The organism is Psychrobacter sp. AOP22-C1-C5 (assembly GCF_052378885.1).
Taxonomy (GTDB): Bacteria; Pseudomonadota; Gammaproteobacteria; order Pseudomonadales; family Moraxellaceae; genus Psychrobacter.
Genome location: NZ_JBQSYC010000002.1, coordinates 338,576 through 364,682 on the forward strand (window position 1 = coordinate 338,576; position 26,107 = coordinate 364,682).

Below are 26,107 nucleotides of genomic sequence, written 5' to 3' on the forward strand. Positions count from 1 at the left end.
AAGATTTAAAAATTAATGTCAACTATTTATTTTAACTTAATCCAAAACAATATATTTTATAAACAACCATTTAAAAAAGCAGTTTTTTTGGATAATAACCGAAAATAGCTTATGCCATAAAACCTTTTATGACGTCAGTCAATAAAGCGGCCGCAATTACTATAAATATGACACCGCAAATACGATTTAGCCATGCCAAGCGATGCCCTACTTCTAGCCAGCCTGCTAATTTTTTGCCACCAATCATGTATATCATTTGCCAAATCGTCTCACTCATGAATAGACCAACCGTCAACAAGATATATTGTGGCCATAGCGGCGCACTAAAATTAATGAATTTAGGAAAGAAAGCAGCAAAAAATAAAATCGCTTTGGGGTTCGATAAAGATACCCAAACACCAGCGCGAAATAACTTGATATTACTTGGCGCTATACTGACTGCCGCACTCGATAATGAGCGTGCATCTGGATAGCTGCGATCCAAGGCTTCAGCTGCGGCGCTCACTTCTTTAGCATCTTGCATCAAGCTGCTATTGTTATCAGCATCACGCCACGTAGTCACACCCAAGTAAACCAAGTAAGACGCACCAACAGCCTTGACAATCTCAAGCAACCAAGGTGATTCGCGACTGATAACATCAATACCAAGCAATGTCGATAACAGCAGTATAAATAGTCCTAAGCTCAGTCCTGCTAGTGCCCATAAAGTACGTTTAACGCCGTAATTAAGCCCGTACTGAAAGGCCAATAGCATATTTGGACCAGGAGTGGCTGAGATTAAAAAAACACTTGCAAAATATACCATAAAAAGCTGAATAGACATTGTATCGCCCCTATGTCATGAGGTAAATACCTATACTTGAGCACTTTAATCTAAAATATGGAGTAGAATTGAAGGCAGAATGGGTAGTTTATAAAGAGATTGCCCCATACAATAAAAAAACACACCGTCATTCAGACGGTGTGTTTTATATTAACTCATATTAAGAACAAACGTCTAGTTCTTATAAAAACTATTTGACCGCACAGCTTTTTAACAGCTTCTGTAAAAATCCATCGCAGCGTTCAATCTCGCTAAGCGCGACATATTCATCCGCTTTGTGAGCCTGCTCAATACTGCCAGGGCCACAGATAATCGTGGGAATACCCGCATTGGTAAACTGACCACCTTCGGTCGCATAAGCCACTTTATGACGTTCATCATCGCCTGTTAGTGCAGCTATGAGCGCTTGTAGCTCGGCGCTGTCATTATCAGTCATCGCAGGTACGCTTTCTTCCTGCATCAGCTCAATACCCGTCTCTGGTGCGCGCGCCTGCATTTGACCATTTAGCTCTGCAACCTTCGCTTGAATTGGCACAAGGACATCTTCTTGCGTCATATGCGGTAAGTTACGATAATCAAAGGTAAACTCACACAGGTTTGGCACAATATTGGTCGCTGTACCGCCCTGTATAGTGCCAACAGATAAGGTTGAATAAGGTACGTCAAACAAGGCATCGTTATCATCGCGACCGCTTATCTCTTCTGCCAAGCTATCGACATAACCGATCAAACGGCTAGCATAGCTAATGGCGTTAACACCTTGCGCTGTGAGGGATGAATGCGCAGACTTACCGTGGACGCGGCATCGATAGACCGCAATGCCTTTATGCGCAACCACCATCGCCATATTGGTCGGCTCGCCAACAATGCAATAATCAGGCGTGATACCGCGTGCTTTTAGGTCTGCTAATATCAATGGCGCACCTAAGCAGCCAACCTCTTCATCAAATGATAGTGCCAAATGTAGCGGGCGACGTAACTGGCCTTGGTTTGATAATAGTACCGCCTGCGGTAGAAGTGTCAATGCACAAGCGATAAAGCCTTTCATATCGCAAGCGCCGCGTCCATATAGCTTGTCGCCATGGATCGTTGCGGTAAATGGATCTGAGGTCCAATCTTGACCATCAACGGGCACTACATCTGTGTGTCCTGATAGCACAAGGCCGTTGTTGACTTGATCGGCCTGCGGTCCTGCTGGTACTGTCACAAACAAATTGGCTTTGTTTTTGGCATCATTAAACGTCAAATCCACTGCGAGACCTAACTGCTCACAGTACGCTTTTACATCATCAATCAGTGCGAGATTCGAATGGCGACTGACCGTATCAAAGCCAATAAGACGAGTGAGCCAATCGATACTTTGGGCAGGATAAACCGTATCAGACTTGGTTAGACTGCCATCATCACTACTTTTTATAGTCATAAAACATCCTTATCGCGATATAAATAAAAACCGCTAATTTTTTTGGAATGAGCGCTGTTGTAGCGCTTTTATTTCTTCATCCAAGCCAGCAATAGGACCTGATACAGGAATGTTTGGCGCGACCTCTTGAATAGACAAAGCCGCAAGTGGTGAGGAAGATTGTACGCCCATCTCTGCCATCCACTCGCCCAGCTGTTTTGCAGAGCTTATATAGACGATACGTCCAAGACCTGCCCAAGCATGCGCCGCTGCACACATCGCGCAGTGTTCGCCCGAGGTATACACCACAGCTTTGGCGCGCGCGTCAGCCTTCATGTGTTGCGCCGCCCATTTGGCAACAGCGATTTCAGGATGATAAGTCGCATCGACCGTATTGATGCGGTTACGATCTTCATATAACACTTGACCAGCACCGTCAACCAATACGCTACCAAACGGCTCATCGCCTGCCTCTAAAGCGTCAGCTGCAAGCTCAATGCAGCGCCGCAGATGCCACCTGTCTTGGTCAGTTATCATCGCTGTCTCCTTTTGAGCTTTTTATCAAAATCACTCTTATCATACAGCCGATTCCGTTTAAAAAGAATACAGTACTGATAAGATGAATTTATCGCATTGTCTACGAGGGATTGTTTTGGTTCATGATATCAATGACTGGCGGCATAGGTTTTGGCAGCTTACCTTCGGCTTGTAATTCTTTTGTTGTCTTAGCATCGATAGCCAATCCAGAGATGAGCGCGATGTCTTTCACTGCTTTACGTTTACGAGTAGCAAAGCTCACTGGTACCATGCGCGCAAACTCGTAAAGATACAGATAAGACTCTTCGCCGCCTTCAAAATCTTCATCATCTTCGAGACGAATCGCACCAATTTTAGCCAAATCCGTGAGCATCTCATTTTCTTCACTGGTCAGACGACAATCTGTAATGCCAAAACCTGTCATAAACCCATTTGCCCACTGTTTCAACGCTATCACGCGCTCGTATAAATCGTGTTCATCATCAGGGACTAGCGGCGTATAAGAATAGGCGTCGTCTTTATCCTTGAGTTGGAACACCGTGTCTTCAGCTTCTTCAGCCAATAAGGTGAGTGCAGGCTCTGGCAATGGCGCAAAGCTCAACTCTTCAAACACCTTGGCCCATACCTTTTCGTCAGGCGCATTACAGGCCGTCATTAGCCCTGTCATCAGGCCATGCACCTCACTGATCGACACGTCAGTCCAGTCATCAAAAGCAGTCAGCCAAGTATTCCAGCCAGAGATATTGTCATTCATAATAGATGTCCTAGTAATTGATTATTGCTTATAAAATAAAAACACATGCAGCGCCCTGTCATAAAAAACATCGCCACGAATAAAAGTAAAAAGGTCTAGTCCAATACGTGTGATTACCTTGTTGATATAGATATTATGCGGTCACCTATGGCATTATTAAACGCAGAGAACAAAATTCATTCACGCTTACTTGTTAAGGATAAAAACTGACTATGTATGATCAACTTAGACTATTAGAAAAAATGATACTCGACATCAAAAAGCAGTATCAGCTTGTCAGTGCTGAACTTAGCAGCCTCAAACAATACCCTGTTACAGACACTCGGGAGCTGACGGCATTAAAAGATAAGCTCAATACGAGTCACACAGAACGTGACGGTGCCAAAAAGCAACTAAATGAGCTCGATAAGCGCTATCAGAATCTTGCAGAAGCGCACCATATGATTGGTGAAGAGCAAGACAAACTACAAAAGCAAGTCAGCCAACTACAACAACAAAACCACGAGCTACAACAACATAATAATGAATTAAAACAGCAGTATAACGATATCAAACAGCAAAACAGCGATTTACAAAAGAAAAATCAATTGGCAGCTGAGCGGACACAAGTGGTGTTAAAGCGCTTAACACTGATTGACCAAGCAGAAGGTTAACCAACCGCTTCATTCATGCTGGTAATAGCTTATATTACTCACTTTACTGACCAAACATTGTAGGATGTATCATGACCGATGACCACACCAAATCTTTAGAAAAAAAACTCCCAAACAATCAAGTCCAGAGTAATGGGCCAAAATCACAGAAAGTGATGACTAATAGTTCAACGACGACTGTTTCGGCTCAACCTAAGCCTAATGTTACTAAAACCGCCGAGCCTCAGATTAAAAAAGTCGATATCGTTATTGCTGGTGTTACCTATCCAATCTATTGTCCTGTACATGAACAAGAAGAGCTGCGCTCAGCCGTTTCTTATATCAATAATTACGCGCTGGATCTTAGAAAAGACGCACCAAGCTTGAGCCAAGAAAACCTGCTTGTTCTATGCTGCTTGAATTTATACGAAAAAATTCATGCCAATCAAAGAGATGGTGAAGACCGTTTGCAGCAAGACAAACAATCTGAAGCATTGCTAAATAAAATCATGAAAGACGCTCAATCCATTCTTTAAGCCAACAGTAATTTGTAAAAAAGATAAGCGCCTAGCCAATTGCTGCTAAGCGCTTTTTTTCGCTGTATTTGTCCATGAGTAATTTTATCTATAGTCAAAGTACCTGAAAAACGCGATGGTATTGCGGATATGAATTTTTTGCAGCCTCTGTCTGCGAAGACACAGTAAGCAAGAAAAATTTATATCCGCATTATGATATATATTAATGTGGTTTTTCTAAGAATATACCTATAAATCTATCTATACATGAGGGGTATAAACCTTACCTGCATGAAAGTTCGCTTGATGCTCATAATTGCAAAAGAATAAGACTTTATTAATATCAGTGCTGCGACTGCTGGCGTCCTCCGTCGTCACACTGGGCTGAGTTTCAAGAACACCGCGATACTCTGCCAAACTGTTGCCACAAAAATCGCATTGCCGCGGCGTAGTCACATCGCCTTTTTTTGGCATCATGCTTTTGGGCGCCCGCGGATACATGAACTTGTAAAACGCCCACATTACGGCCCAAATAATGAGGATTACAATAATAACGGCAAACACGGCAGTGCTCCTTTGGCTTCAAATAAATGCGATAAAAATAACAGCTCTCTGGCTAATTCTTATTCCACATGTTTTAACAGTATAGCGCAACCGCCGACGAATATGGCAGCACAATATAGGCGAGTTATAAAATCGATAAAATGCTGCTGAGGTAAATTTTTTACAGCCTCTGTCAGGCCCCCGAACAGCAAGCAAAAAAAATCTACCCAGCAGCACGTCACTACTTATGTATTAATTTATGTATCAATTTTATTTTGAACTGACTATAACGCAGTGAACCTATGGATTATTCGTCTGCGATCACGGGCAAATGAATGCCATGATATTATCAAAAACAAAAAACTGGCCACGATAGACCAGTTTTTGTAAGTGAAAGGACGAAACAGTGTCTTGTGAGTTATAACTGCAACTCACTAATATCTGCGACAGTTAAGAACAAAGCACGAACCTGCTTTAGTAAGGCTAAGCGATTGTTTTTTAACGCCTCGTCTTCGCTATTGACCATTACGCTCTCAAAGAACTGCGACAATGGCTCATCCAAGCTTGCCAGCGTTTGCAACACTTGCGTATAGTCCGCTTGTTCGAGCAATGGTTTGACAGCTGTCTGTGCATGACGAACGCTACTGTACAAGCTTTGCTCGTCAGCCTCAGACAGTAGTGCCTCATTGACCGTATCAGCGACGCTTACTTCTGACTTGGCCAAAATATTGGCCACGCGTTTGTTTGAATCCGCGAGCTTTGAGGCTTGTGACAGCTCGCTGAATGCTTGTACCGCGCGAATACGTTGATCAAAATCAAGCGGCATATGCGGATTAATCGCTTGCACTGCCTGAATGGTATCAACGCTGACACCTTGCTCGGTATACATCGCGCGATAACGCGAATTTAAGAATGTCATCACTTGGGTAAAGGTATCGCCCATCTTCGCAATCTTACTGCCGTCAGCATCACTGTACCCTTTGATCGCTTGCTCAACCAATGCCACTAGATTAATCGGCAGTTGCTTTTCAATCAAGATACGCAAGATACCAATGGCCGAACGACGTAAGCTAAACGGGTCTTTTGAACCCGTAGGCGCTTGATCGATCGCAAAAATACCGACCAAGGTATCCAAACGGTCTGCCAATGCCAAACAAATCCCAATTGGTGTTTGTGGTAAGACGTCGCCGCTGAACTTAGGCAGATACTGCTCTTCTAGACTTGCCGCGACCGCTTCTGTCTCACCGTTTAGACGCGCATAATAAGTACCGGCGATCCCTTGCAGTTCAGGATACTCACCAACCAATGAGCTTGCCAAATCGGCTTTGGACAACATCGCCGCACGTGCCGTTTCATCCACACTGATGTCGTGACCTTGCTGCTGTATCAAAGTCGCAATGAACGCTGCCAGCTTGGCAATACGCTCAGACTTCTCCCAAATCGTACCCAGCTTATCTTGGAACACGCGTGTTTTTAAGCTTTCTGTCAATGCAAACAATGGCTGCTTTTGATCTTGCAAGAAGAAAAACTCCGCATCAGCCAAACGCGGACGCACGACTTTTTCGTTGCCCTCGATGATCTGATTTGGGTCTTGCGACATGATATTGGTAATAAAGATGAAAAATGGCTGTAGTTTGCCAGCTTTGTCCGTCAAGCAAAAATACTTCTGATCAGATTGCATGGTAGAGATTAGCGCTTCTTGCGGTACTTGCAAAAAGCGCGCTTCAAAGCTTGCCCGTAACGCAATTGGAAAATCAACCAATGCAGTGACTTCATCCAACAAGTCCTGTGGCACGATTGCATCAGAATTGACTTCGTCTGCCAACGCTTTGACTTGGTTTTTGATCAACGTCTGACGTTTATCAAAATCTGCTACCACGTTTAGACCATCTAGTAACGACTCATAATCATTGGCGTGTGCAATGTTGTGATAGTCAGGACTGTGAAAACGATGACCGCGAGTTTGTGTGCCCGTTTGATGTCCTTGGATAACGGCGTTGATCACCGTATCATCCTGCATCAATACCGCCCACTGTACAGGACGGACAAACTCATTGCGGCTGGCACCTGAACGCATGCGCTTTGCAATAGGTAGGTTATCAAGCGCGGTTTGGAAAATGGCAGGTAGCAGCTCAGTTGTGGCTTGACCATGAATGGTTTGCTCATAGCCCACATAGTCACCTTTATCAGTGTTAATGGTCACAAGCTCACTGGCATCAATACCCAAGCCGTTGGCAAAGCCCATTGCCGCACGGGTTGGATTGCCTTGTGCATCAAACGCAGCCTTAATAGCAGGGCCTCGTTTTTGTTCTGTGCGATCTGGCTGCTTATCACTAATACCCTGAATCTGAATTGCCAAACGACGCGGCGCAGCAAAAGATTTGATGCTATCAAAAGTGATCTCTGCTTCGTTTAATTGTTCAGTGACGCTCGCTTGTAGCGCATCACGCAGCGGTTTTAGGCTTTTTGGAGGTAGCTCTTCACACCCCAGTTCAAATAGAATAGTACTCATGGGATGCTCCTATTTATTATCGTTAGTAGGTTGGTTGTTATTTGTGTCTGCTGCCGCGTCTTCTTTTGGCAAATACTTATCAAGGGCGTCTTGACGATGCGCCTCATCTGCTAGTGGGAAACCTAACTTAGCGCGTGCTTCAACATAACCAAAAGCAACCTTACGTGCCAGCGTACGTACACGCAAAATGAAGCGCTGACGTTCAGTGACTGAAATTGCACCGCGGGCATCCAATAAGTTGAAGGCATGTGACGCTTTTAGCACCATCTCGTAGGCTGGCAATGGCAAGCCTGCTTCAACCAACTTATCCGCTTGTTGCTCATAAAAATCGAACATCTGTCCCATCATTGGCACATCAGCGTACTCAAAGTTATAGGTAGACTGCTCCACTTCGTTTTGATGAAAGACATCGCCATAAGTGACGCGGCCAAACTCACCATCTGCCCATACCAAATCATAAACGCTGTCGACGCCTTGCACGTACATCGCCAAACGCTCGAGACCGTAAGTAATCTCACCTGTGACTGGGAAACACTCGATACCACCCACTTGCTGGAAATACGTAAACTGCGTCACTTCCATGCCGTTCAGCCAAATCTCCCAACCAAGTCCCCATGCACCAAGCGTTGGTGATTCCCAATTGTCCTCAACAAAACGCACATCATGTACCAACGGATCGATGCCAATGGCTCTGAGTGAGTCTAAATACAGCTCTTGGATATTGGGTGGATTGGGCTTTAGCACCACTTGGAATTGATAATAATGCTGCAAACGGTTTGGATTGTCACCGTAGCGACCATCGGTCGGACGACGTGATGGCTGTACATATGCGGCATTCCAGCGCTCAGGGCCTAATGAGCGCAAAAACGTTGCGGTATGAAAAGTACCTGCGCCGACTTCCATGTCGTATGGCTGCAAAATAACGCAGCCTTTATCAGCCCAAAAATTCTGTAAGGTTAGGATTAAATCTTGAAAGGTCATCGGTTGAGAGTCTTTATCTTGTATCATCGGGGTTGTCGCTTCGGATGTCATAGTTTGGGTTTTCATAGTAAAGCCACTGTGGAATGAATATGATTAATAAACCTTTGATAGCGCTCGTCTAGCCTATTTGGCAACGACTCTATTTGCCTGCTCACCTTACTAAAAATTGACCGTTTTATCCATATTTACGTCAACTAAATTTGCATTATAAGTATAAACACTCATTTATCTGCTCTATTTGTCACTACGCGCGCATGTCATCAATCACAAAAGCCATAAACAAAAAAATACCCAAACGCGTGAGCATTTGGGCAGGAGGAAAAGTATATCGCTGGTATCCTGATGAGTCAGGCTTTTTGTTTTTTGAGGACAACTTTACTAAAACTTCGCTTTTTCAATTGGTCTTACTTTTGCTCACTCTTTATCCTTACTATCAGATCGGTCCTACTGGTAGGACTGATTGGTAGCTTTTGGCATGATAATCCATAAAATAATATAGATTAAAAGGCCTGGTACTGCTGCACTTAGAGAAGAGATAATAACGAACAATACTCTAACCCAAGTCGGTGACCATCCTGCGTATTCTGCAATACCGCCCATCACCCCTGCAATCATCTTGCTGTTTTGTGAGCGATGTAATTTTGCTAACTTAGCCAAATCAAATACCTCTTCTATAATTTATTTTTTCTAATATTAATTGTAGATGTTATACATGAAATCTTGAAGATATTTAATCTTCCTAACTTGAGAATAAGTATATCAATCATTTTGCACTTATCTGTTGAAAGTGTAGTCGTGCTTTGTGACTTTATGATACTCAAACTTGCTTCAATCTATCGTAGGACATCATAAGCCCCTGATTTTAAATAAATATTTCAAAATGTTTCAGAATAGGTTTTGTTGCTTGAACCTTACTGCCTTATTTTATGGTTTTTATTATTTGCGAATTTAATCAAATAGATAAGTGGATTTTTACCCTCTTATCAACTAATCAAATTTATACGGATTCGAACTCATTGTCTAAATCAGTTAATTCTATTAGTAAAAGTACTTTTAGTTCTAAGCCTGAATATGTCTAAAAAATGACGGTCAAAATCATGTTTACAATAACCTACCTGTAAATCGTCTCAAACCTTTATACCATGCTGTTTAACAACAGCTGCTATCAATCAATATACACAGCTTAAAAATATAAGTGGCTTATTAAAAAAATTGCGCACAACACAGCCAAACAGTCGATATGAGGAACGATATGTACGATACTGGATTAATGATTGGGCATTTTGAACCCCTGCATTTGGGACACATGCGCAGCATTCTGGAAGCAGCGGGACAAGCAAAAACCTTACACATTGTTATTACCACACATCCTTTTCCGCATCCAGATTTCGCCATCACCTTACAAGACAAAGCGCGTTGGCTACAGATGGCTTGTGCTGATTTACCATTCATTCATATTCATACCACGGATGAGACTGGGTTGCCCCTTCACGAACATGTTATGGGTAGCCAACTTGATACAGCGACCAGCGATGCTCAGTTGCAACGCTTAATGGAAACAATGGCATTGCCAAAAGGCACGGTTTTATTTGTGGCTGCCGATCATCCATGGGCACAAGGTCAAGCACAAGAACTGCCGCTTCTACAAATGGCTAAGACGCCATTTCAGCCTGAATTCGACTCTCATGCCATCGCTCAAAACCCTATCGCTCACTGGTCGGCGATACATCCACAAGCACGGGGCAGCTATACGAAAACAGTTGCGATCGTCGGCGGTGAAAGCTCAGGCAAAACCACGCTAGTACATAAGCTTGCCAATTATTATGGGGCAAGCTTTGCGCTTGAGATGGGACGACTATATGTTGGCACAGACTTGGGCGGCAGCGAGGTTGGTCTACAATATAGTGACTACGGACCTATCGTACTCAATCATGCGCAAGCCATACGAGAAGCGGTCGCCCGTGCGACGGCGCCCGTCACTATTATCGATACGGATTTTGTGACCACGCAGGCGTTTTGTGAAGAGTATGAGGGTCGCACTCATCCTTTTGTGGCAGCCTGTATCGATGAGTTTCGTTTAGACCATACGATTATGCTAGACAACAATACGCCATGGATTGACGATGGTATGCGCTCTTTGGGCACACCTGAAGCGCGGGGACGTTTTGAGCAACGACTGCTAGATATTTTCGCTCGTCATCAGATTGAGCCATATATGATTGACAAGCCAGACTATGATGCTCGCTATCAGCAAGCAGTGCTGTTTATTGATCAATACATCTATGGTAAAAACCTATAACAATGCCCTACTGATAAAATAAATATTTCAACGTCTTAGGGTCTATTTTATTTGCTAATTTTTAACAGTTATTTATCAGCGCCTTAATTTTATTAACTCCTCCTTGCTATCGACATTCATTTTTAGGAAAAAAGAGCCATGCGTATTCAGCTATTAGACAATATCACCGGAAAATGGGCGATGAAATGGATTGTCATTTGGTTCATTTGCGGGGTAGCCGCCTTGTCCACGGGCTTTTGGCTCACCACCGAACACACAACGCTTGATATGTTTTATTTGGGTGTCTCGTTTGTCGGTTTGGTTTGTGTGGTGTCGCTATCCTTTCGCAAAAACGTCATGGGCAATGGTCTTGGCATGGCAGCAACCGCTGGTGAAGTTGTGGTACAAGCAACCTCAGGTGCAGTTGGTTTGATGCTGGCACCTCTCTTTAACTTTTTTACCCATGTCTACGGGATTTTTTATTGGTCAAAGCACACCGACCCTGATGGCGATATGATTCCAAAAGCGGCTAACAAAGCTGTTTGGCTCATTACCGCTGTATTTATCATCATTGGTCTTGCTCTCTTTCCAACAGTAAACAACTTACTGGCGAGCTACGGATATGCAGTCGTAGAAGACGATAATAGTAAATTCTTAGGGTTTATTTCTTTCTTTTGGATCAATGTGATCGCGTTTGTCCTGTCAATTACGGCACAGGCCGCTATGATTTTGCGCTACTCGTTCAACTGGTGGCTGTGGATTGTGGTAAATTTTGTCTGGCTCATCGTCAATCTGATGTCTGGTAACTATATCTTTGCCATCCAAACCATGATTTACCAAGTAAATGCCTTTATCGGTCTTTATGAATGGCAACGTAGTGAACAAGGCTAATAACGTCTGGCATAAGTAGTGTGTAAGCGTTCGGAGTAAACGCGTTGTGAGAAGATGGTTTAAACATAAACAATCATGAGACTGTGACAAAATGGCGGGATTTGACTGCATCGTCTATCAGATAACATGGTAGATTTGCGCAATTAGTGATACAACTAATAACTAAGGATATCATTACGTCAATCATTAACAAGGAGGTTAGTATGTCTCGCCATCGCCAACAACGACTCTCTAAACGCACGCTCGAACAGTGGCTGAGTGAGTACGCCGTCAGTCACCAAAACTTGATCAATAAAAAAATTCACTGGCTCTGTGTCCCAACCATCTTTGTCAGTTTGCTGGGCATGGGTATGTCACTGTCTGTCTGGTTTACCTTAGTGCTTAGCGCGTTGGTATTATTGTTTTACATGCGCTTATCCACACCGCTGTTTTTGGCAATGGGCATGTTCATTCTTATTTGTCTGTCGGTGATGGCAGTCTTACCGTGGGGCTTTAAGGTCTGGGCAGGTATTTTTATTGTGGCTTGGGTTGGGCAATTTATTGGTCATAAAATCGAGGGGAAAAAGCCTTCGTTTTTTGAAGACTTACAGTTTTTATTGATTGGGCCAGCATGGGTTGCCAACAGTTTGATGGGACGCAAAAAACAGCCTTCATGACACATTTTCAAGCACAATAAAAAAGCGCCGCTCAATGATCGAGTGGCGCTTTTTTATTGTATATAGCGTTTTGTTTATGCGCCAAATACTTTCATGCGCTCTTCGACTGGCTTAAATGCTTTGTCGCCTGCTGGTTGCGCAATCGCACCAAATACCATTTGTGCTTTAAGTTCCCAGTTTTCATCAATGTTCCATTCGTTGGCAACTCTTTCATCAATGACTGGATTGTAATGTTGCAAGTTTGCACCAACATCGATACTGGCCAAAGCAGTCCAAATAACATACTGATGCATCGCATTGGTCTGAGTCGCCCAAATTGGGAAGTTCTCAGCGTAAGCAGGTGCCGCTTCTTGCATGCCTCTGACTACCGCTTGATCTTCAAAGAACAAGACCGTACCCGCGCCGTTTCTAAAACCTGCGATTTTTTCTTCGGTCGATTTAAATGCCTCTTCGTCACCAACGATCACGCGTAACGTCTCTTCGGTAATGTCCCACAGCTTGTTATGGTCGTCGCCGAACAAGACAACGATACGCGTCGATTGTGAGTTAAACGATGAGGGTGTATGCAAGATAGCATGCTCAACCAGCTGAATAACTTCATCATTAGACACTGGCAATTGATCGCTTAATGCGTAGATAGAGCGACGTTTCTCTGCGAGGTGCTGTAATGTTTTTAAATCTGACATAGTACTTCTCCGTATAATTGGGATAAATTATTTGTATTCTATTAATATCGATTGCTAATCAGTTTGACCAACAATCCTATGTAAAACCGTACGTTCAATTTGCTTCATTATGAGAATAATTCACTAAAACCCATATCTTATTTTTGTAAAAAAAACTTAATTAATTCTTACTTTTTAAAAGTTATATTAACAAATCATCCTTTATCAGTCTAGCCTTTGAAGCCTTTTGGCAATTCTGGCGCAGGCAGTCGCTCCATGGTTGAGTCAACATCGCCAAAACGCTCGTGACCATTATTCCAGTCAATAATGGATTGTTCAATTTCTTGTTTGTTGTCTGCCACAAAATTCCACCACAGTAGTACCTTATTGCTTAAAGGTTCGCCGCCAATAACCATCACTCGTGTGCCTTTTTTGGCAATCAGCTTGATGCTGCTATTGTTAGAGACATCCGCATCATGGAAGCGAAACAATTGATCTTGCTTGCATACCATGTCCTCAGATTCAATCTGGCCCTCTGTGACCAAGACACCATACTCAAAGCCTGGCTCTAAATTAAGCGTGACATCACCATCTTCTAAAAAACTGACATCAATACCGACCATCTTTGAGTACTGAATGGTCGGTGCTTCATAACGCTCACCTGATACGCTAATGTAACTGCCTGTCGTAAGAATCATCTCCGCACTGTCTTCGCGCCACGTAGGCAGTTTTGGATAGTGATGAAAGCCGCGCTCAATCTGCTGATCAGTCGGCAATGCAATCCATAGCTGCACCATACTAAGACCGCGCGCTGCATCTGATGAGCCACCTGTCTCTGGAAATACGCTTTGCTCAGTATGACTGATGCCTTGCGTCAGACCCGTACCCGCCGTCATAACATTCACCTGATTTTTGGTGATGACTTGCTCATTTCCTAGGCTATCTTTGTGTAGCACTTCGCCATTTAACATCCAGCTAAAGGTCTGTAGATTGATATGTGGATGACGACCCACTTGCATCCCCGTCTCACCTTCACCAAATTCAACTGGGCCTGCGTGGTCCAAAAAGCACCAAGCCCCGATCGGCTGATGACCTCTGTTGGGTAACAATCGAGCGATTGGAATACCGCCTACATCTGCCAGCCGTGGCTCTAGGGTTTTAATCGTCATTATCCACCTCTTGTTCTTTAATTATTATTTGTGTGTTGAGCGTCAAGTTGGATTTGATACCGTGCGCAGCAATCGATTGATTGTAGAGAGCTGAGCATGGTCGTCGGCTGAACATAATAGTCATAGATACAAAGTAAGAGCTTAAAATGACAATGGCACTTCCATCACCAATACTTTCGCCGCTCCTTCTGTATCCATGGTGAAGGTTTCGGTATCCCAAATACCAAGGCCATCACGGGTCTCTAAAGTGTGACCATTTACAACTACCTTACCGCTGATTACGAAGATATAAACACCATTATTGGCGTCTTTGAGCTGATACGAATGCGTCAGACCTTGATCAAAATCGCCCATACTAAACCAAGCGTTTTGATGAATCCACACGCCAGCATCATCAGCGTTTGGTGACAATACTTGATTAAACTTGTTCGGTTGCATGATATCGCTCATGCGTACTTGCTGATAACGCGGTGCGACATGCATTTTGTTGGGAATGACCCAAATTTGTAAAAACTTAACGGGTTCATTGGCCTCACCGTTCATTTCACTATGCGTAATACCTGTACCCGCTGACATGACTTGAATCTCGCCTGTTTCAATAATGCCTTCGTTCCCAATATTGTCACCATGTCCAAGCTTGCCTGATAAAGGGATACTAATGATTTCCATGTCGCGGTGAGAGTGTTTGCCAAAGCCTTGACCACCGATGACAAAATCGTCGTTAATGACACGTAAAGCACCAAAACCCATGCGCTCAGGGTTGTGATAGTTGGCAAAACTAAAGGTGTGTTTGCTTTTGAGCCAGCCATGATTGGCATCGCCACGAGAGTCTGCTGCATGATAAATCGTTTTCATAATATCTCCTTGTCTATTATTAAGTTAAGGTTATTATAACTTTTTATTAATGAGAGCACCTAAACAATAAGTCTATTATATTTGTTGTTTATAAGTAGATAAACCATGATTAATGCAAATGACTATTCTTCTTTTTAGAACAATAAAATACTATAGCGTTCTATACCTCTAATAACGCGATTGGCATAATCGGTGGAACTGTTTAAAATCAATTGGATTGATAGAGAACTAAAGTGCAATAACTTGATCGTAAGTAGTAAGCAGACACAAAAAAAACGCCCTATCTAATAGACGAGGCGTTTCTTATTTTTAACATTTTGGGGACTTCTGATGATTGAGTTTTAAGCGATATGATTTAAAAATGTATTCTTACGTGCTAAGACTGCCAAGTACAATACAGGCAGTACAAACAACCCAACTGCCCAAAAGCTGAGCTTAAGATATAGCAATGCTCCTACAAGTGCCCCAATCAAAAAGCTAAATACCAATACCGAGCTGTGCACCAGTTTTTTGCCGTTCTCAGCCGTTCGATGGTTTAGGTAATCGGTCAAATTAATACCCAGCTGCGTGGTATTGCCAGTCATCAGTACCGTCGGACTCATGTGCTTGATCAACGTCTTACTTGCTGTATTGCGTATCGCAAGTGCAATCAAACCCAATCCACCTGTGAGTACCACAGTGAGACTGCCTGCATGTACAAAAGGCTGATAATAAAGACCTGCTACCATAAAGGCTGTCAAAAAAAATGCTTCAGCAAAAAATAAATGGCTCAATATCAATGCTGGTTGCTTGCTCCTATCGATAAAGGTCTTGGTCACCATCACTGTCAAAACAAACAATGGCAAAGCTGCAAGCTTAATCCATAGACCATCTTCCCCTTTGACAAGCCCGCTACCAGCCATCACCAAGTTACCCGTAACATGAGCGGTAAAAAAACCAAACAAGGCAATAAAACCGATGGTATCAATTGCCCCGCCCACGACTGTCAATAATACAGGCGCGCGATAACGCTGCCAAAAACTTGACGGAAGCAACTGGCTACTATCTTGATCAGCATTACTGCTATTACCACCGTTAATCGGGTCAGAGATAGAATTAGGCACTTTTACTGCCTACAAACGCTACCAATGCGTTGATGAATCGTTCCAGATACTTTTGGGTACGCTCACTGACACTACCATCTTCATTTAAGCTCTCTGTCGCTTGGCTTAGAAACATCTCAGGGCTAGTCATTATTTGCGCTAACAGCATTTCCATACTTTTGCGTACATCAAGCCCGCTATTGATACCACCATAATTGCTCGGTGAGGCGGTCACCACGGCCACTTTCTTATGTGCCCAAACACTTTCTTTATAAGGCCGGGACGCGATGTCTATCACGTTTTTTAGTGCCGCTGGCATAGTACGGTTATGCTCTGGCGTGACAATCAATACGGCATCAGCAGCTTTTAACTGCTGACGAACACGCTCGTAGCTGTTTATCGTTGTATCATCATAATCTTGATTATAAAGCGGCAAATCTGCAATATTGACTTCTTCTACCTTAATACTATCAGGCATCTGCGACACGATATATTCTGCAAACTTACGATTGATAGACTCTTTGCGTAAGCTACCGATGATTAAGGCGATCGTTGTTGGTGCGCTCATAATGACTCCTTATTGATAGCAATCAAGCAATATCTGCTATATTGAGCTTTTGCGAGTATGACGATTATCCGTTGAGTATAAGCGTTGACTACAAACGGATAAACAGCAATAATCACAAATATCAGTTCTTAATTTTAGAACAATTATAAGGCTACGCGGATGGGACAGCTAGAGGACATGGCGATGTTTGTACGCATCGTTGAAGCAGGTAGCATTACCAAAGCCGCTGAGCAATTGAATATCGCTAAGTCCGCCGTCAGTCGACGTCTCAAAGATTTGGAAGCACGTTTGGGCAGCCAGCTCATCAGTCGAACTACTCGCCAATCTCATTTGACGCAAGCGGGTGAGCAGTATTATCAACAGGTCAGTAATATTTTGAGCGCCGTTGATGCACTGAATGAACAAGCCTCTGATGCACCCACACGTATCGAAGGCACGCTAAAGATGACCGCTCCTTTATCATTTGGCTTGATGCATCTCAATGATGTCATTGTCGAATACGCCACTCAGCACCCCAACCTAAACTTTGAGTTGGATTTTTCGGATCGACACGTTGATCTTATCGAAGAAGGATATGAGCTGGCGATTCGTATTAGAGAGCTACAAGATTCGAGCTATCAAGCGAAGCGTCTGGCTTTGATTCGCTATGTACTTTGTGCCAGTCCTGATTACCTAAAAAAAATGGGTACGCCAAAGACGATAGACGATTTAAAGGATCATGAGTTTTTACAATATGGTCTGAGTAAAACAAGCAGCATTGAGCTGACCGACGCAAAAGGCAAAAAACATCATCACACGATCAATGCCAAAGTCAAAGCGACCAATGGCGAGTTCTTAGTAGATCTGACCGTAAAGGGTCATGGTATTATTTTCATACCTACTTTTATCGCTTATCAAAGACTGGCGCGTGGCGAGCTGGTACCCATTCTTCAGCAATATCAATTGCCAACACTCAACGCCTACGCCGTTTATCCAAAAAACCGCTTTTTATCTCAGCGCTGTCGCCATCTGATCGATTTAATTGCCGAGCGTTTTGGCGATAACCCGTACTGGGACCAGTTCTGAGAAATCCAGTCGCGCAAAAAAAGGCATCCCAGATAGGATGCCTATTATAAAACGTTCAACATTTTTACCACTTTACTCGGTGATAGCAGCAATCTCTCCGATCAGTTTTTTGGTTTTATATCTTGCTTCTGCCAACGTCATCTTGTTTTGCGCTACAACTGTCAACACACATGGCTTACCAATGTAGTCTGTTTTGACAAATAGTATGTTGCCAGAAGTCGCTTCGACGATAGTGATGTCGCACTTACCTTGCTTCATTTGCGTCGCAGATGAGTCACTTAGTGCAGACAGCGTACTACTCATAGCCGCAAACTTATCAGCCTGATTGCTCAGCTCACTAATCGAAAAGCAGCTAATAGGAAAGCCATCTGTGGTGCATAGGCTGGCCAATATAATCTCTCTATTGGCCTCACACAGTGCTTTCATGTGACGCAACAGCGCTATTTTCGCTGGGGATTTTTCGTTTGGTGTAGTCATATCGAACATCAATCTTGGTTATTAAGGGTATTGAACAAGGATAATAGGGACACAGCGGACTCCCTACTTCTAGGATCTGTATTAATCACTGGCGCCACGACATTGTGCTCCATCAACATCACTCGGATCTCTTGACCAAGCGCTGCGATACTGTGCTTATCAGCGTTTTCACAATGAGTAATACCGATGATACAGGTCGTTTGATTCTTTTCTGGTGCAAAAAAGTGTAGCAGTTTATCTAAATTGGCGTAATCAGGCGTCTCACCGTGCTTAATCAAAATGAGCAACCCCCATAATGATTGATTGACAAACTCCCACAAAAAAGAAAAACGCTCTTGACCCGGTACCCCGTAGATACCTAAAGCCATATCTTCAGAGAGGGTAATTCTTCCATAATCAATCCCCACTGTGGTGAACTCTTTACCGATATCGACACTAGATTTCGCTTCTGTCTCAATAGGGTTAATCTCACTTAGCGTCTTAACCATCTGTGTCTTTCCGGCACCCACCTCACCGATGATGGCTAGCTTCTGATAATTCAATTTTTCACCTCATTCCTAAGAATTTTTTGATTGCACCATAAAATTTATTAGGCTTTTTTTCGCTGACGGTTTGCTCATTAAGTGGCTCGAATTCTGTGACACTCAATATACCCAACTGATCAAACTCGGTGATGATCTCTGTGACTTGAGCGGCCGTGCCAAACTCACCGCTAGTGATCAATTCATTAAAGGGATAAGGTTTCTTCGTCAGTTTGATACACAAATTCATTATCATTTGAGGCTGACTGACCGTGTTTAAATCGGGCCACGCCAACAATCTAAGACTTTTATCCTCATAATACTGCCCAACAACAGCGTCCGACTTTTTCATGTCAATAAAGGGTTGAATACGACTTTTTTGATGCTCATCGAAGCCTGATAGGACAGCTAGGTTACTTTCGATGAATGTATCGAACAACTCACTTTGATCAACAAAGTTGAACACACTGACGCCCCAATTATTAAAACTGCGTTCAGTAATGGGTGCATTAAGAAAAACCCAAAGGTCTTCATGTCTGGGATCACCCGATATCTTAGTCATCAGCTTATCTACTTCATTAGAAGGGCCTTCAATTACTTGAAGGTACTGTCCATCGCGATAAGATATGATACCGGTAATTTGCGATTCTGGATTATGCTGACGAGAGACGCTAATGATGTCTGATAATCCGGTAGGCATACGAACACTGCGATCGCTTGCTGGCGTTCTGCTGACATATGCAATACATTTCATGTTGCCACCACTTGATAAGACATTTAAAGCTCAGCTAAGTTGCCATAACTGTATATGATAGGGTCATTCGTCATGCACACTACATACATAACGAATAGGACGTTGTTGCTACTCTTATTTGACGAACCGTCAGTAACAACAGCGGTTAGATAGACGACTAATAAGCTTAAACAATGCTAGCCAGATTAAACTTCCAGTGTACTTTCTACTGATTTTACTTTACGGCGTGCTAGAGCGAGGTTGGCTTTTGCTTTATCAAGTACCAAGTAGATGAACAAGTCTTCATGATTGGCAGTAGGACGAATGATATGCAGCTGAGACTCCAATGTGATCAACATGTCATCAATCTCACCTTTGATATCAAGTGACTTCATTGTGGCTACTTTTGCTTTTACCACTTGTGAGTTACCAGCAGCAGCCAATTCCAAATCAACACCGCCACCGATCATACCTAGTACCATACCTGACATATAATCGACAATACAGCCGCCCATTGCACCATCAAGCGTCATCAATTCTTCTAAAGCTTCATTAATATTTGACATATTTCTTCCTAATTACTCAGTTGTGTTTAAATAAAAAATTATTGCGAAAAGACGATCTTTGCCACTACTCTTTAGCCAAATATACAAGGTTAATAATTCACTAATTTACTAGCTTATCTTAACATTTAATCTAAAATTATAAGCGAGTTATAATAGTGAAATAACACTACTTGAGTGTATTTTTTGGTAGGACAAATATAGCAGCCCCGTAACCAATACGCGCATCCTGTAGCTGTGTTTATTATATTCTATATGTTCCACTGAAACACACGAGCGGGTAACCACTCATGAACAAATAACAACCACTGAGTAGGAAACGTACCAAAATTTCTAATAATGACATTACTTTAGGATTAAAACTCTATTTTTTTGATAATAAAACTGAGTTGGTTTTTGAATTATAGTAATCAGATAATGGTCAGAATCGGGGCTAATTTGAATATAGAAACGCCTCACTAATTATTTATAGAAACGCAATTAGTGGATGTATAAATGACACTCATATTGGTGAATTTTTTTATTCATCATGAGATAAAGAGGTAGAAGATTTGACTCAAATAAAGAGATAATAAAAATAGATTAAGTTAAGAAAAAGTTTATAAAAATGACAATATTTATAGGAATGATTTGTAAGAACTATGATTGGTCAAAAGAGCTGTGAGGATAAGTATTTCATAAATGAATGTGTCCTTCGATAGCAACACACTTGTCTAAACCAAATTTTACGCATAAAAAAACCCTCACTTCTATTTAAGAAGTGAGGGTTTTAGTGCTTTTTCAAGCCATATTTGGAGCGGGAAAAGAGATTCGAACTCTCGACCCCAACCTTGGCAAGGTTATGCTCTACCACTGAGCTATTCCCGCTTAGTATCAACTCGTACCGTTGTTAACAACGACTACGTCTCGATAGGCTGGCTATTTTAGCAAATATTTTGAGGGTGTCAACACCTTTTTTTGAATTTATTTCAAATACCGTGGCTTTGAGTTCATATTTACAGTCGAATTAAATATAAGACTTTGATTTAAAAAAGCATATTTCTATCAGTTAATTTTGGCATTATTTTTAAAAAGGTGCAAAGTGATAGGTTGTTTTTATGCCTTCTACTCTCTTATAGCTTTCCTTGTCAGCTATTTCTCTTATATTTCATTTTTATCCTTCTCTTTTACTTACACTCATACGCTATGTTGTTACTATTCCTGCATTGGTTTTGACTCGTTAACATTATTATACTTATGCTCAATGACAGTTGAGGTAAAATTTTACTGTTTCGGTAGATCAAAAATTGCGAGTAAAACATCAATAAAAGACGCTTTTTTATCTACTGTACTGATGGCCATTTTGTTTAACTGTATTTTTATCATTTATAGCGAGGATATTTTTTATGAAAAAATTACTGACCACAACTGTGATGGCTGCGTCATTGTCCGCACTGACGCTAACAGGTTGTTCGAGTACGACTAGTAGTGGCGCTGTTGGCGTTGATCGTCAGCAGCTGCTTTTGGTATCTAGCGAGCAAGTTTTGCAGTTATCAGCACAAAGCTATGCTAAGACGATACAGGACGCTAGAGCACGCGGCTTGCTCGATACCAATCGAGCTCAGCTCAATCGCTTAAAGAACATCTCTAACCGCTTGATCGGTCAAGTGGGTGTGTATCGCCCAGATGCCGCAAAGTGGAAGTGGGAAGTACACACGATTAAATCTAATGAGCTAAACGCCTTTGTATTGCCAGGCGGCAAAATCATGTTTTACTCAGGGATTATCGATCGTTTGAATCTGACGGATGACGAAATTGCAGCAATCATGGGTCATGAAATGTCACATGCGTTACGTGAGCATTCTCGTGAACGCCTATCGCGTCAGTATGCCACGCAAACAGGTATCGGTGTCGCTGCTAGTATTTTTGGTCTATCACAAGGTCAGGCTGAGTTGGCAAATGTGGCTGGTGACTTAGGTTTGAGTCGTCCTCACAGTCGCACACAAGAAGCAGAAGCTGACCAAATCGGTCTAGAGCTGATGGCCCGCGCAGGCTATAACCCACAGGCCGCCGTAACTTTATGGCAAAAAATGCAACGTGCTAGTCAAGGTGAGCCACCACAGTTTTTAAGTACTCACCCGACCAGCAGCAACCGTATCGCTCAATTGCAGTCGTTGATGCCTAAAGTATTACCGCTATACCAAAAGTCACGCCGTTAATCAGATCTTTCAGACACACGTTCTGAGTAAAGATTGTTAAATAATAGCAGAGTACAAACGATAGATTGTGCTCTGCTTTTTTGTATTGGTTTGACCCCACTTGATCAATTCAATAGCACGCCGTAATGCTTATCGCGTCTGCTATAATGAACACCCTACCCTATGTCTGTCATAAATTTCATAATATCATTTAGCAAAGTACATTCATCAAAATACATTGAAGGATTGTTATGAGTACCACGCCTACCGCCGATGCCCTTAGTAGTGAGTTGCAAGCGTTGCAACCGCAGCACCTAGAACTAATCAATGAATCCATGGATCATGCGGGTTATTTTGAAGGTAAAGAGAGTCACTTCAAGCTGACTATTGTTAGTGAGGCTTTTGAAGGCAAACGCTTAGTTGCTCGCCACCAATTGGTATATAGCCTCGTGAATGCCCTACTGACCTCACAAGGTGGTCAAGTACATGCCTTGGCTATTCACGCCTATACTCCGACAGAATGGCAAGGTCAAAGCCCAGACAGCCCCTTGTGCGCTGGACAAAACCATTAAATAGTATCAATAAGCTGATAAATGCTAACCTTAGAGGAAACGATATTCAATGAAACACTTACATATGCTGATGGCGGTACTGGCCATTGTGTTATTTTTATATCAAAGCTATCTGGTCTTAGGCGCAAACAGACTAGCGCCGCGAGCCGTTAAAATAGCCAATCACATTGTCTATGCTCTCGTTATCGTATCAGGTGCAGTCATGCTCATGCAGCTTCTAAATGCCAATGCACCTGTCCAGTGGGTGTTTGCCAAAATTATCCTACTCATTGCTGCTATCAGCTCTAGCATCAAGGCATTTAACCCTAATGCGACTTCTGGACAGAGAAGAACAGGCATTCTCATTGCTGCTGTCGCATACATCGGTATCGTGATCTTGGCCTTTACTAAGCCTGACAACTTATTTTGATAAGCAATGGCTGTGATATCGGCACAAATCGTCACACTGATAAGATTGAAAAGTACTGAATAATCGATATATTCTCAGTATCTTAATCACTTTGTTTTTGCGACTTTAAATAAATGCAAAAACGCTCATTTGGCCTAATGGAGGCGCTATGAAAACTCTTACTACAGCGACACTACTGACAGTAGCTGGCGTTTTCGGTCTCTCAGGCTGTGCCTCTACCGGTAATGTCACACCGCAGTATGTACCGCCAAGCACTTATCAAAACTATGATTGCCAAGCACTCAATCAGGAATACATCCGAGTCAACCGTTATGTGACCGATGCAAGCAAACGGCAATCAACGTTGTCTACGTCAGGCGTTGGGGTTGGCGTATCTGCAGGACGCTGGGGTATCTCACCAAATATCAGCTTTGGCGTTGGCAAAAGTAACGATACCAAAGCTCGCGATGTAACATTGTCAAGACTCTATGGCGAGCGCGATGCCATTGTCCAATCCGCCCGTATTCAACGCTGTAGCTTCGCCAATGGTGTCAAGATTTATGGTGAATAGCACCAGCTAGCAAACACAAAATCATGTAATTGCATCACTCATTAAAAAAGCCAATACGCAATCAACGTATTGGCTTTTTTAATGGCTGACTTTTAAACATACAAACTAAAATATTATGTTAAGCATTCAAGCTTTTTATCCACTGAACGATTTGATCACTAGGCAACGCTCCTGACTGGCGGGCGACTTCTTTACCGTTTCTAAAAGCGACCATGGTTGGCAAGCTGCGTATGTTATAAGGGGCTGCTGCTTGCTCATACTTATCGGTTTGTATTTTTGCAAAGACCACCTGCGGTAATTGACTGGCAGCCACTTTAAACTGCGGTGCCATCATCAGACAAGGTTGACACCAGCTCGCCTAAAAATCAACGATGGTCAGCACGTCATTTTTTTGAATGACTTTACTGACCGTCTGCGCATTTAGCTCGTACGGCGCACCGATGAATAACGGTTGACCACATTTGCCGCAATTTGGCGCTGCACTTAGCTTTGTAGCGGGTACACGGTTAGTAGCTTGGCAATGCGGACATACCAAATGCGCGTTTTGTTCACTCATGATAGGACTCCTCTACAGCTAGAATGGATAGTTATTGCCAGTAGTATTTGTTAAAAGCAGCCTGTGCCCCTAAACGCTTTTGCTTAAACAGGCCTATTTACTGCCTCTTTTGTTTAAAATTAACATACTAAAGGACATTGAGCGGTACCTTTAAATAACGCACACCATTGTCCTCTTGCTTTGGTAATTGACCGGCATCTATGTTGACTTGTACTGCCGGAATGATTAGGCGCGGCATCTCCAACTTGGCATCGCGCTGCTCTCTCATCTGCACAAACTCCGCTTCATTAATACCATCTTTGACATGAATATTGCTCAGTTTTTGCGCCGCAACTGTCGTCGTTGGACAATGCTTGCGACCCTTACTTGGATAGTCATGACACAGATACATCATTGTATCTTCTGGGAGCGCCAATAGCTTTTGGATCGAGTGGTACAAGGTTTTGGCGTCTCCTCCTGGGAAATCACAGCGAGCCGTCCCTACGTCAGGCGCAAATATGGTATCTCCTACAAACACCACGGTTTTTTCATCATCAGCTGCCACATAGGCCATATCAGCCTGCGTATGACCGGGCACATACATAACGGTAATGACAATATCGCCAAGCTGTAACGTGTCGCCATTGTCTGTCAAAACATCAAACTGGCTTGCGTCGGTGCGAAAGCTCGTATCAAAGTTAAAGATTTGCTTAAATACTTTTTGTACTTCGGTGATGTACTTGCCAATAACCAATTGCCCACCTAGCGTTTCTTTTACGTGCGTAGCGGCTGATAAATGGTCTGCATGCGCATGGGTTTCTATGATGTAATTCAGCTGCCAATCTTGCTCACGTACGAACGCTATTACCTCATCAATACTCGTATTGCTGGTATGGCCCGACTTCGCGTCAAAATCTAATACTGGGTCGATGATGGCGCAGACTTGCTGCTGAATGTCTGCGAGTACATGAGTATAGGTCTGTGTGTCGCTATGTAAGAAAGAATGAACTTGCATGGCAGCCTCTTCGCTTTTGAGCGATGTATTAATTTTTAATAAACTCTTGTAAAAAGAAGGTTCATTTATCGACATTGTTTATGCCTACTTATCAAGTATGCAAACCAATAGACATTTTATCAATTTATATAATGTAAAAAACAATAACTTGCTGCGACTCGCAATATCATTGATAATTTGCTCTATCTTACTTACAAACGCTGTATTTTATATATTATATAAGGAGCTTGCTCTGATCACTTATATTTCAGCATCGAGCACATCTATCACTCGCACCAATGATAACATGTCTCCCAGCGTGGCAGCCTGTGCACCTAACGACCTTGCTAAGCAAATGCAACACGCCTCAATGCAAGCCAGCCAGTTATTGAAGTCGCTGTCACATCCTGATCGATTATTACTGCTGTGTCAGCTGACCCAAGGAGAGTACTGCGTCAGTGAGCTTGAGCACTTAGTCGGTGTGGCGCAGCCAAGCTTATCGCAGCAACTGGGTATCCTACGTAAGGATGAGCTGGTCAAGACGCGCCGCGAAGGCAAGCAAATTTACTATAGCATTGCCAGTGACGATGCTATCGCGGTGCTACAATTGCTGTATGACCGCTTTTGTGCCAAACCAAACGGATAGTT

The 26,107-nt window shown here is 42.8% G+C and carries 29 protein-coding genes, 1 tRNA gene and 1 pseudogene; 11 read left to right on the forward strand and 20 right to left on the reverse strand.

Annotated features, from left to right (window positions below):
* Positions 1-109: 109 nt before the first annotated feature.
* From ACT3TH_RS03950 to ACT3TH_RS03965, 4 genes are all read right to left on the reverse strand, one after another.
* Positions 110-823: a LysE family translocator gene (locus ACT3TH_RS03950; protein ID WP_444754553.1), complete on the reverse strand. Its 714-nt coding sequence runs from the start codon at positions 821-823 to the stop codon at positions 110-112.
* Between the two features lie 190 nt (positions 824-1,013).
* Positions 1,014-2,246 carry an acetylornithine deacetylase gene (gene argE / locus ACT3TH_RS03955; protein ID WP_444754554.1) on the reverse strand — a complete coding sequence of 411 codons (1,233 nt, stop codon included), beginning with the start codon at positions 2,244-2,246 and terminating at the stop codon, positions 1,014-1,016.
* Between the two features lie 33 nt (positions 2,247-2,279).
* Positions 2,280-2,762, reverse strand: coding sequence for a deaminase (locus ACT3TH_RS03960; RefSeq protein ID WP_444754555.1), 483 nt, complete (start codon positions 2,760-2,762; stop codon positions 2,280-2,282).
* A gap of 100 nt (positions 2,763-2,862) precedes the next feature.
* Positions 2,863-3,516, reverse strand: coding sequence for a UPF0149 family protein (locus ACT3TH_RS03965; protein WP_444754556.1), 654 nt, complete (start codon positions 3,514-3,516; stop codon positions 2,863-2,865).
* A gap of 212 nt (positions 3,517-3,728) precedes the next feature.
* On the opposite strand from ACT3TH_RS03965, the gene ACT3TH_RS03970 reads away from it, so the two are divergent.
* Complete coding sequence (locus ACT3TH_RS03970) at positions 3,729-4,169, forward strand: hypothetical protein (protein WP_444754557.1); 441 nt, start codon at positions 3,729-3,731, stop codon at positions 4,167-4,169.
* Between the two features lie 71 nt (positions 4,170-4,240).
* Positions 4,241-4,684, forward strand: coding sequence for a cell division protein ZapA (locus ACT3TH_RS03975; RefSeq protein ID WP_444754558.1), 444 nt, complete (start codon positions 4,241-4,243; stop codon positions 4,682-4,684).
* 240 nt (positions 4,685-4,924) lie between these two features.
* On the opposite strand, the gene ACT3TH_RS03980 is transcribed toward ACT3TH_RS03975, so the two are convergent.
* From ACT3TH_RS03980 to ACT3TH_RS03995, 4 genes are all read right to left on the reverse strand, one after another.
* The gene (locus ACT3TH_RS03980; protein WP_444754559.1) at positions 4,925-5,227 is read right to left on the reverse strand and encodes a hypothetical protein; all 303 of its coding nucleotides are present in this window, start codon (positions 5,225-5,227) and stop codon (positions 4,925-4,927) included.
* Between the two features lie 397 nt (positions 5,228-5,624).
* Positions 5,625-7,718 carry a glycine--tRNA ligase subunit beta gene (gene glyS / locus ACT3TH_RS03985; protein WP_444754560.1) on the reverse strand — a complete coding sequence of 698 codons (2,094 nt, stop codon included), beginning with the start codon at positions 7,716-7,718 and terminating at the stop codon, positions 5,625-5,627.
* Between the two features lie 9 nt (positions 7,719-7,727).
* Positions 7,728-8,699, reverse strand: coding sequence for a glycine--tRNA ligase subunit alpha (gene glyQ, locus ACT3TH_RS03990; RefSeq protein ID WP_444754708.1), 972 nt, complete (start codon positions 8,697-8,699; stop codon positions 7,728-7,730).
* 444 nt (positions 8,700-9,143) lie between these two features.
* A complete protein-coding gene (locus ACT3TH_RS03995; protein WP_444754561.1) occupies positions 9,144-9,356 on the reverse strand; it encodes a PspC domain-containing protein in 213 nt (70 codons plus the stop codon).
* Between the two features lie 595 nt (positions 9,357-9,951).
* Here ACT3TH_RS03995 and nadR point away from each other — a divergent pair.
* The 3 genes from nadR (at position 9,952) to ACT3TH_RS04010 (ending at position 12,524) form a co-directional block, all read left to right on the forward strand.
* A complete protein-coding gene (nadR, locus tag ACT3TH_RS04000) occupies positions 9,952-10,998 on the forward strand; it encodes a multifunctional transcriptional regulator/nicotinamide-nucleotide adenylyltransferase/ribosylnicotinamide kinase NadR (protein WP_444754562.1) in 1,047 nt (348 codons plus the stop codon).
* Between the two features lie 138 nt (positions 10,999-11,136).
* Positions 11,137-11,868, forward strand: coding sequence for a nicotinamide riboside transporter PnuC (gene pnuC / locus ACT3TH_RS04005; protein WP_444754563.1), 732 nt, complete (start codon positions 11,137-11,139; stop codon positions 11,866-11,868).
* A 203-nt stretch (positions 11,869-12,071) separates the two neighbouring features.
* Positions 12,072-12,524 (forward strand): Mpo1 family 2-hydroxy fatty acid dioxygenase, encoded by a 453-nt coding sequence (locus tag ACT3TH_RS04010; RefSeq protein WP_444754564.1) that lies wholly within the window; start codon positions 12,072-12,074, stop codon positions 12,522-12,524.
* A gap of 74 nt (positions 12,525-12,598) precedes the next feature.
* On the opposite strand, the gene ACT3TH_RS04015 is transcribed toward ACT3TH_RS04010, so the two are convergent.
* From ACT3TH_RS04015 to ACT3TH_RS04035, 5 genes are all read right to left on the reverse strand, one after another.
* A complete protein-coding gene (locus ACT3TH_RS04015) occupies positions 12,599-13,210 on the reverse strand; it encodes a nitroreductase family protein (protein ID WP_444754565.1) in 612 nt (203 codons plus the stop codon).
* A 209-nt stretch (positions 13,211-13,419) separates the two neighbouring features.
* Positions 13,420-14,358 carry a pirin family protein gene (locus tag ACT3TH_RS04020; RefSeq protein ID WP_444754566.1) on the reverse strand — a complete coding sequence of 313 codons (939 nt, stop codon included), beginning with the start codon at positions 14,356-14,358 and terminating at the stop codon, positions 13,420-13,422.
* Between the two features lie 141 nt (positions 14,359-14,499).
* Entirely contained in the window at positions 14,500-15,213 is a 714-nt protein-coding gene (locus tag ACT3TH_RS04025) for a pirin family protein (RefSeq protein WP_444754567.1), read from the reverse strand.
* Between the two features lie 341 nt (positions 15,214-15,554).
* Positions 15,555-16,292, reverse strand: a complete 738-nt coding sequence (locus tag ACT3TH_RS04030) for a YoaK family protein (protein WP_444754709.1) — start codon at positions 16,290-16,292, stop codon at positions 15,555-15,557.
* A gap of 16 nt (positions 16,293-16,308) precedes the next feature.
* Complete coding sequence (locus tag ACT3TH_RS04035) at positions 16,309-16,863, reverse strand: NADPH-dependent FMN reductase (protein ID WP_444754568.1); 555 nt, start codon at positions 16,861-16,863, stop codon at positions 16,309-16,311.
* A gap of 159 nt (positions 16,864-17,022) precedes the next feature.
* Here ACT3TH_RS04035 and ACT3TH_RS04040 point away from each other — a divergent pair, with 159 nt between their 5' ends.
* On the forward strand, positions 17,023-17,928 hold the full coding sequence (locus tag ACT3TH_RS04040) for a LysR family transcriptional regulator (RefSeq protein WP_444754569.1): 906 nt from the start codon (positions 17,023-17,025) through the stop codon (positions 17,926-17,928).
* A gap of 72 nt (positions 17,929-18,000) precedes the next feature.
* Here ACT3TH_RS04040 and ACT3TH_RS04045 read toward each other — a convergent pair whose 3' ends face one another.
* The 5 genes from ACT3TH_RS04045 to ACT3TH_RS04065 all read right to left on the reverse strand — a co-directional run bounded on the left by ACT3TH_RS04045 (position 18,001) and on the right by ACT3TH_RS04065 (position 21,089).
* A complete protein-coding gene (locus ACT3TH_RS04045) occupies positions 18,001-18,405 on the reverse strand; it encodes a roadblock/LC7 domain-containing protein (protein ID WP_444754570.1) in 405 nt (134 codons plus the stop codon).
* A gap of 8 nt (positions 18,406-18,413) precedes the next feature.
* Positions 18,414-18,947 carry a GTP-binding protein gene (locus tag ACT3TH_RS04050; protein WP_444754571.1) on the reverse strand — a complete coding sequence of 178 codons (534 nt, stop codon included), beginning with the start codon at positions 18,945-18,947 and terminating at the stop codon, positions 18,414-18,416.
* A gap of 4 nt (positions 18,948-18,951) precedes the next feature.
* Positions 18,952-19,680, reverse strand: coding sequence for a BLUF domain-containing protein (locus ACT3TH_RS04055; RefSeq protein WP_444754572.1), 729 nt, complete (start codon positions 19,678-19,680; stop codon positions 18,952-18,954).
* 185 nt (positions 19,681-19,865) lie between these two features.
* On the reverse strand, positions 19,866-20,225 hold the full coding sequence (locus tag ACT3TH_RS04060; RefSeq protein WP_444754573.1) for a roadblock/LC7 domain-containing protein: 360 nt from the start codon (positions 20,223-20,225) through the stop codon (positions 19,866-19,868).
* Between the two features lie 789 nt (positions 20,226-21,014).
* Positions 21,015-21,089, reverse strand: a tRNA-Gly gene (locus ACT3TH_RS04065).
* 518 nt (positions 21,090-21,607) lie between these two features.
* Between ACT3TH_RS04065 and ACT3TH_RS04070 the strand changes: the two genes are divergently transcribed.
* From ACT3TH_RS04070 to ACT3TH_RS04085, 4 genes are all read left to right on the forward strand, one after another.
* On the forward strand, positions 21,608-22,420 hold the full coding sequence (locus ACT3TH_RS04070) for a M48 family metallopeptidase (protein ID WP_444754574.1): 813 nt from the start codon (positions 21,608-21,610) through the stop codon (positions 22,418-22,420).
* Between the two features lie 230 nt (positions 22,421-22,650).
* The gene (locus ACT3TH_RS04075) at positions 22,651-22,971 is read left to right on the forward strand and encodes a BolA family protein (RefSeq protein WP_444754575.1); all 321 of its coding nucleotides are present in this window, start codon (positions 22,651-22,653) and stop codon (positions 22,969-22,971) included.
* 49 nt (positions 22,972-23,020) lie between these two features.
* Positions 23,021-23,380, forward strand: a complete 360-nt coding sequence (locus ACT3TH_RS04080) for a SirB2 family protein (protein WP_444754576.1) — start codon at positions 23,021-23,023, stop codon at positions 23,378-23,380.
* Between the two features lie 148 nt (positions 23,381-23,528).
* Entirely contained in the window at positions 23,529-23,930 is a 402-nt protein-coding gene (locus tag ACT3TH_RS04085; RefSeq protein ID WP_444754577.1) for a hypothetical protein, read from the forward strand.
* A 118-nt stretch (positions 23,931-24,048) separates the two neighbouring features.
* Here ACT3TH_RS04085 and ACT3TH_RS04090 read toward each other — a convergent pair.
* Together ACT3TH_RS04090 and ACT3TH_RS04095 are read right to left on the reverse strand one after the other, a co-directional pair.
* Positions 24,049-24,486, reverse strand: a pseudogene (locus tag ACT3TH_RS04090) (thioredoxin domain-containing protein).
* Positions 24,487-24,613: 127 nt separating this feature from the next.
* Positions 24,614-25,480, reverse strand: a complete 867-nt coding sequence (locus tag ACT3TH_RS04095) for an MBL fold metallo-hydrolase (RefSeq protein ID WP_444754578.1) — start codon at positions 25,478-25,480, stop codon at positions 24,614-24,616.
* A 286-nt stretch (positions 25,481-25,766) separates the two neighbouring features.
* Between ACT3TH_RS04095 and ACT3TH_RS04100 the strand changes: the two genes are divergently transcribed.
* Complete coding sequence (locus ACT3TH_RS04100; protein WP_444754579.1) at positions 25,767-26,105, forward strand: ArsR/SmtB family transcription factor; 339 nt, start codon at positions 25,767-25,769, stop codon at positions 26,103-26,105.
* Positions 26,106-26,107 lie beyond the last annotated feature (2 nt).

Coding starts and splice junctions, on each gene's coding strand:
- ACT3TH_RS03950 (WP_444754553.1), bottom strand. CDS start 823: ATGTCTATTCAGCTTTTTATGGTATATTTTGCAAGTGTTTTTTTAATC.
- argE (WP_444754554.1), bottom strand. CDS start 2,246: ATGACTATAAAAAGTAGTGATGATGGCAGTCTAACCAAGTCTGATACG.
- ACT3TH_RS03960 (WP_444754555.1), bottom strand. CDS start 2,762: ATGATAACTGACCAAGACAGGTGGCATCTGCGGCGCTGCATTGAGCTT.
- ACT3TH_RS03965 (WP_444754556.1), bottom strand. CDS start 3,516: ATGAATGACAATATCTCTGGCTGGAATACTTGGCTGACTGCTTTTGAT.
- ACT3TH_RS03970 (WP_444754557.1), top strand. CDS start 3,729: ATGTATGATCAACTTAGACTATTAGAAAAAATGATACTCGACATCAAA.
- ACT3TH_RS03975 (WP_444754558.1), top strand. CDS start 4,241: ATGACCGATGACCACACCAAATCTTTAGAAAAAAAACTCCCAAACAAT.
- glyS (WP_444754560.1), bottom strand. CDS start 7,718: ATGAGTACTATTCTATTTGAACTGGGGTGTGAAGAGCTACCTCCAAAA.
- glyQ (WP_444754708.1), bottom strand. CDS start 8,699: ATGACCTTTCAAGATTTAATCCTAACCTTACAGAATTTTTGGGCTGAT.
- nadR (WP_444754562.1), top strand. CDS start 9,952: ATGTACGATACTGGATTAATGATTGGGCATTTTGAACCCCTGCATTTG.
- pnuC (WP_444754563.1), top strand. CDS start 11,137: ATGCGTATTCAGCTATTAGACAATATCACCGGAAAATGGGCGATGAAA.
- ACT3TH_RS04010 (WP_444754564.1), top strand. CDS start 12,072: ATGTCTCGCCATCGCCAACAACGACTCTCTAAACGCACGCTCGAACAG.
- ACT3TH_RS04015 (WP_444754565.1), bottom strand. CDS start 13,210: ATGTCAGATTTAAAAACATTACAGCACCTCGCAGAGAAACGTCGCTCT.
- ACT3TH_RS04020 (WP_444754566.1), bottom strand. CDS start 14,358: ATGACGATTAAAACCCTAGAGCCACGGCTGGCAGATGTAGGCGGTATT.
- ACT3TH_RS04025 (WP_444754567.1), bottom strand. CDS start 15,213: ATGAAAACGATTTATCATGCAGCAGACTCTCGTGGCGATGCCAATCAT.
- ACT3TH_RS04035 (WP_444754568.1), bottom strand. CDS start 16,863: ATGAGCGCACCAACAACGATCGCCTTAATCATCGGTAGCTTACGCAAA.
- ACT3TH_RS04040 (WP_444754569.1), top strand. CDS start 17,023: ATGGGACAGCTAGAGGACATGGCGATGTTTGTACGCATCGTTGAAGCA.
- ACT3TH_RS04045 (WP_444754570.1), bottom strand. CDS start 18,405: ATGACTACACCAAACGAAAAATCCCCAGCGAAAATAGCGCTGTTGCGT.
- ACT3TH_RS04055 (WP_444754572.1), bottom strand. CDS start 19,680: ATGAAATGTATTGCATATGTCAGCAGAACGCCAGCAAGCGATCGCAGT.
- ACT3TH_RS04060 (WP_444754573.1), bottom strand. CDS start 20,225: ATGTCAAATATTAATGAAGCTTTAGAAGAATTGATGACGCTTGATGGT.
- ACT3TH_RS04070 (WP_444754574.1), top strand. CDS start 21,608: ATGAAAAAATTACTGACCACAACTGTGATGGCTGCGTCATTGTCCGCA.
- ACT3TH_RS04075 (WP_444754575.1), top strand. CDS start 22,651: ATGAGTACCACGCCTACCGCCGATGCCCTTAGTAGTGAGTTGCAAGCG.
- ACT3TH_RS04080 (WP_444754576.1), top strand. CDS start 23,021: ATGAAACACTTACATATGCTGATGGCGGTACTGGCCATTGTGTTATTT.
- ACT3TH_RS04085 (WP_444754577.1), top strand. CDS start 23,529: ATGAAAACTCTTACTACAGCGACACTACTGACAGTAGCTGGCGTTTTC.
- ACT3TH_RS04095 (WP_444754578.1), bottom strand. CDS start 25,480: ATGCAAGTTCATTCTTTCTTACATAGCGACACACAGACCTATACTCAT.
- ACT3TH_RS04100 (WP_444754579.1), top strand. CDS start 25,767: ATGTCTCCCAGCGTGGCAGCCTGTGCACCTAACGACCTTGCTAAGCAA.